This is a genomic window from Gilliamella sp. Fer4-1 (assembly GCF_001690515.1).
Classification (GTDB): Bacteria; Pseudomonadota; Gammaproteobacteria; order Enterobacterales; family Orbaceae; genus Gilliamella; species Gilliamella apicola_C.
Window position 1 is genome coordinate 1 of record NZ_LZGZ01000028.1, and the last position, 4,350, is coordinate 4,350.

General features: G+C 37.4%; 4 protein-coding genes and 1 pseudogene. 3 read left to right on the top strand and 2 right to left on the bottom strand.

Going from position 1 to position 4,350, the window contains the following annotated elements; translation table 11 throughout:
• Positions 1-21: 21 nt before the first annotated feature.
• The 3 genes from rsmI to moeA all read left to right on the top strand — a co-directional run bounded on the left by rsmI (position 22) and on the right by moeA (position 3,541).
• Complete coding sequence (rsmI, locus tag A9G30_RS00970; protein ID WP_065587770.1) at positions 22-849, top strand: 16S rRNA (cytidine(1402)-2'-O)-methyltransferase; 828 nt, start codon at positions 22-24, stop codon at positions 847-849.
• A 210-nt stretch (positions 850-1,059) separates the two neighbouring features.
• The gene (gene ychF, locus A9G30_RS00975; protein WP_065567107.1) at positions 1,060-2,151 is read left to right on the top strand and encodes a redox-regulated ATPase YchF; all 1,092 of its coding nucleotides are present in this window, start codon (positions 1,060-1,062) and stop codon (positions 2,149-2,151) included.
• A gap of 163 nt (positions 2,152-2,314) precedes the next feature.
• Entirely contained in the window at positions 2,315-3,541 is a 1,227-nt protein-coding gene (moeA, locus tag A9G30_RS00980; protein WP_065587771.1) for a molybdopterin molybdotransferase MoeA, read from the top strand.
• Between the two features lie 171 nt (positions 3,542-3,712).
• Here moeA and A9G30_RS00985 read toward each other — a convergent pair whose 3' ends face one another.
• Both A9G30_RS00985 and A9G30_RS12820 read right to left on the bottom strand, forming a co-directional pair.
• Positions 3,713-4,141 carry an EamA family transporter gene (locus tag A9G30_RS00985; protein ID WP_065567109.1) on the bottom strand — a complete coding sequence of 143 codons (429 nt, stop codon included), beginning with the start codon at positions 4,139-4,141 and terminating at the stop codon, positions 3,713-3,715.
• A gap of 1 nt (position 4,142) precedes the next feature.
• A pseudogene (locus A9G30_RS12820) lies at positions 4,143-4,350 on the bottom strand (hypothetical protein); the annotation flags it as partial.

Here is a 4,350-nt window from a genome sequence, read left to right on the forward strand (position 1 = left end):
AATTTAATGTGATTAAAAATAATGACTTTATATATTGTTGCTACCCCCATCGGAAATTTAGATGATATTACGCTTAGAGCGATCGATATACTTAAAAGCGTCGATCTTATTGCGGCTGAAGATACGCGTCATAGTGGCTTACTTTTACAACATCTTGGAATTAAAGCGAAGCTGTTTGCTTTGCATGATCATAATGAACAAGAAAAATCCAATATACTCATCGAGAAACTCAAATCAGGGTTATCCATTGCGTTGATTTCCGATGCAGGTACGCCATTAATTAACGATCCAGGATATCATTTGGTTAAAGCATGTCACGAAAATGGCATTAAAGTCGTACCAATTCCTGGCGCTTGCGCTGCGATAGCAGCTTTATGTGCTTCAGGATTACCGTCAGATAAATTTATTTATGAAGGTTTTTTACCCGCTAAAACTAAAGCACGCCAAGATTACCTTACCCATTTATTAGACGAACCACGCACAATCATCTTTTATGAATCGACTCATCGCTTATTAGACACGCTTAATGATATGCAAACTATTTGGGGCGCTGATAAGCCAATTATTTTGGCTAAAGAGCTAACCAAAACGTGGGAAACTATTGTCAGTTTTAAGGTTAATGAGTTGATAAATTGGTTAAATGAAGATCCTGCCCGCCAAAAAGGTGAATTTGTGTTAATCGTGCAAGGCCATACAAAATCAGAGGAAGATATTGATCCAAAGGCGATTGGTACTCTTAAACTATTGCAAAAAGAACTGCCATTAAAAAAAGCAGCAGCTATTACCGCTGAAATATATGGACTTAAAAAGAATCAACTTTACCAAATTGGTTTGAATACAGAACAATAACTAAATGACTAAGTGGGTGGGTTATGGCCAGTATACAGCAAATATTAACTTGGTAATAAACTAAGCTTGGTAATAAACAATAAATAGTAACTGTTAATTTGTTTAATTCCTCGTAGATTTATCGCTAAGAACATTGGCATAAATAGCACAATTTAGTATATAATCTCCCCCTTATTTTTAAGACATTTATGATAAAAGGTAACAAACAATATGGGATTTAAATGTGGTATCGTCGGACTACCTAATGTGGGTAAGTCAACGCTTTTTAACGCACTAACTAAAGCTGGCATTGAAGCGGCTAACTTTCCGTTTTGTACTATCGAGCCAAACACTGGGGTTGTGCCGATGCCCGATCCACGTTTAGATGAACTGGCAAAAATTGTAAAACCACAACGTACATTGCCAACTACTATGGAATTTGTTGATATTGCAGGTTTAGTTAAAGGTGCGTCGAAAGGTGAAGGTTTAGGTAATCAATTTTTAGCTAATATTCGTGAAACTGAAGCCATTGGCCATGTTGTACGTTGTTTTGAAAATGATAATATCATTCACGTCGCTGGCAAGATCGATCCGGCTGAAGATATCGAGATTATTAATACTGAACTTGCCCTATCCGATCTTGAAGCTTGCGAACGTGCAATAACTCGCCTACAAAAACGTGCCAAAGGTGGCGATAAAGAGGCCAAATTTGAATTAGAAATCCTTGAAAAATGCTTACCACATTTAGAGCAAGGTAAAAAATTGTTGCAACTTGATTTAAGTAAAGAAGAGCTTGATGCAATAAAATACCTAAGCTTTTTAACCCTAAAACCAACCATGTATATCGCTAATGTGAATGAAGATGGTTTTGAAAACAATCCTTATTTAGATAAAGTCAAAGCCATTGCTGAACAAGAAAAGGCCATAGTTGTACCCGTATGTGCCGCAATTGAAGCTGAGCTTGCTGAGCTTGATGATGCTGATCGTGACGAATTTATGCAAGATTTAGGGTTAACAGAACCTGGTCTAAACCGCGTGATTCGTGCAGGATATAGTTTGCTTAATTTACAAACGTACTTTACAGCAGGTGTTAAGGAGGTTCGAGCATGGACAATTTCAGTTGGCGATACAGCGCCACAAGCAGCAGGTAAAATTCATACTGATTTTGAAAAAGGGTTTATTCGCGCTCAAACTATCGCTTTTGAAGATTTTATTAAATACGGCGGTGAACAAGGTGCAAAAGAAGCAGGCAAAATGCGCGCTGAGGGTAAAGATTATGTCGTGCAAGATGGCGATATTATGAACTTCTTATTTAATGTATAGCTAATGATTTGACGTCGCCTTTTGGCGACGTTGTTATATTAGCAATCATAAAGATCAATTCAATCTTGATAAAAAAGTGATTTTTACTAAAACAGATACATTTCCTGAAATTTCTTAGTAAGATCAAATAATAGCTTCATAAACATAAGGAAGGCACACTTTTATGTTACTCACATTTCAACAAGCCAAACAGCAAATGCTTCAACGCGCATCAGCCATAAAATCACTCAATTGCGAAAAAGTTTCTTTGTTCGATGCATTAGGACGTATCACTGCTGAACCGGTAATGTCGCCGATTAATGTGCCAAGCTTTAATAACTCAGCGATGGATGGGTATGCCGTTAGATTATCCGATGTTAATCAATCTAAATTATTACCTATAGCGGGCATTATTTTAGCTGGCGATGATATAAGTAATCTTAATTGGCCACAAGGTACTTGTTTACGTATTATGACTGGAGCACCCGTACCTAATGATGCTGATGCCGTAGTGATGCAAGAACAGACCGAAAAATCGGAGCTAGGTATCACTTTTTTAAATGAGGTAAAAGTTGGCGATAATATCCGCCGTATGGGCGAAGATATAAAAAAAGACACTGCCGTTGTGAGTAAAGGAGAAAAATTAACCATCCCTATACTATCAACCCTTGCGACATTGGGCATTAGTGAAGTTTTGGTTTTTAAAAAACTGAAAGTAGCTATCTTATCAACAGGTAATGAATTAACGCCAATTGGTGAGCCTTTAGCTGGTAATAGTGCTATTTATGATAGTAACCGTTTCACGCTAAAATTATTATTAACTGAGCTTAACTGTGACATTGTCGATCTTGGTATCATTTCTGATGACCCAACCCAAATCAAACAAGCATTGATAGCTGCATCGAACCAAGCTGATTTAGTCATCACCAGCGGTGGCGTTTCTGTGGGCGATGCAGATTATACTAAAGTGGCTTTAGAAGCGCTTGGCAAAATCAGCTTTTGGAAAATTGCGATGAAACCTGGCAAACCTTTTGCCTTTGGCAACATTGGCGAGGCGCTATTTTGTGGTTTGCCCGGCAATCCAGTTTCAACCTTAGTGACTTTTTATCAATTAGTACAACCACTAATTTTAGCTCTTTCAGGGGTTGAAGCACCAGCCATTGATTTAACCTTTAAAGTAAGCACTGCAACCAATCTTAAAAAGAGCCTTGGTAGAGTAGACTTTCAACGTGGTATGTTACAAATAAATGCACAAGGTGAGTTAGAAGTTAGCACAACAGGTCAGCAAGGATCGCATATGACACAATCATTTAAGCAAGCTAATTGTTTTATTGTGCTTGAACAGGATCGTGGTAATGTCAGCAAAGGGGAGCAGGTAACGGTTGAGCTGTTTAATCGTTTACTAAAGTAAGCGTGGTTTAAATACCCATTTGCATTATTTACCATAATAGTCATGCACATTTATTATGTGTATGATTTAGTTGTGTAAATAGGTGGTATGTAACATTATGAACATATCGTTATATTGGTTTATTACTATATAACGGTATAACCCGCTGGCAGATAATAAGTTGAGATATAATTAAAATAGTGCAACTAATATCGCGCCTACGGCAATCATAGCAACCCCTACACCAGCTAATAGCGAAACCTTTTCACCGAATAAAATAGCAGCAAATACAACAGCAAAAACTACGCTTAACTTGTCAATTGGCGCAACTTGCGATACTTTGCCCTCTTTAATCGCCATAAAATAAAATAGCCAAGATAGCGCACCGGCAATGCCACTTAGTGCAATAATAAATAACGCCTTTTTATCATTAAAAAACGTGTTGATAAGGCTTAGTTTACCTTGAACAGCAACCACCCCAACTAAAAAAATAGCCATGACAATAGCACGAATTGCAGTTGCTGTGTTGGCATCAAGATACTGTAAACCGATTTTTCCTAAAATAGCTACGCATGCCGCAGTAATAGCGGAAAGTAGTGCATAAATAAGCCACGCACTCATATTAATATTTATCGATTTTAAATAGATATTGTTGATTGTTGGAATTCGTTTCACATTGTTGTGATTTACTCATCACCCCACGACAATCTTCTAAAACACCTTGAGCTTTTGACCAATGATAAGTTTTACCTTCGTCGTTTTTACCTCCACATCCAACTAATGCCAAGCTAAACATCAAACAAGACAAACCAATAACCGTAGATTTCATT

Excerpts from the sequence above, each read along its gene's own strand:
- rsmI (WP_065587770.1), top strand. The coding sequence starts at position 22 with ATGACTTTATATATTGTTGCTACCCCCATCGGAAATTTAGATGATATT.
- ychF (WP_065567107.1), top strand. The coding sequence starts at position 1,060 with ATGGGATTTAAATGTGGTATCGTCGGACTACCTAATGTGGGTAAGTCA.
- moeA (WP_065587771.1), top strand. The coding sequence starts at position 2,315 with ATGTTACTCACATTTCAACAAGCCAAACAGCAAATGCTTCAACGCGCA.
- A9G30_RS00985 (WP_065567109.1), bottom strand. The coding sequence starts at position 4,141 with ATGAGTGCGTGGCTTATTTATGCACTACTTTCCGCTATTACTGCGGCA.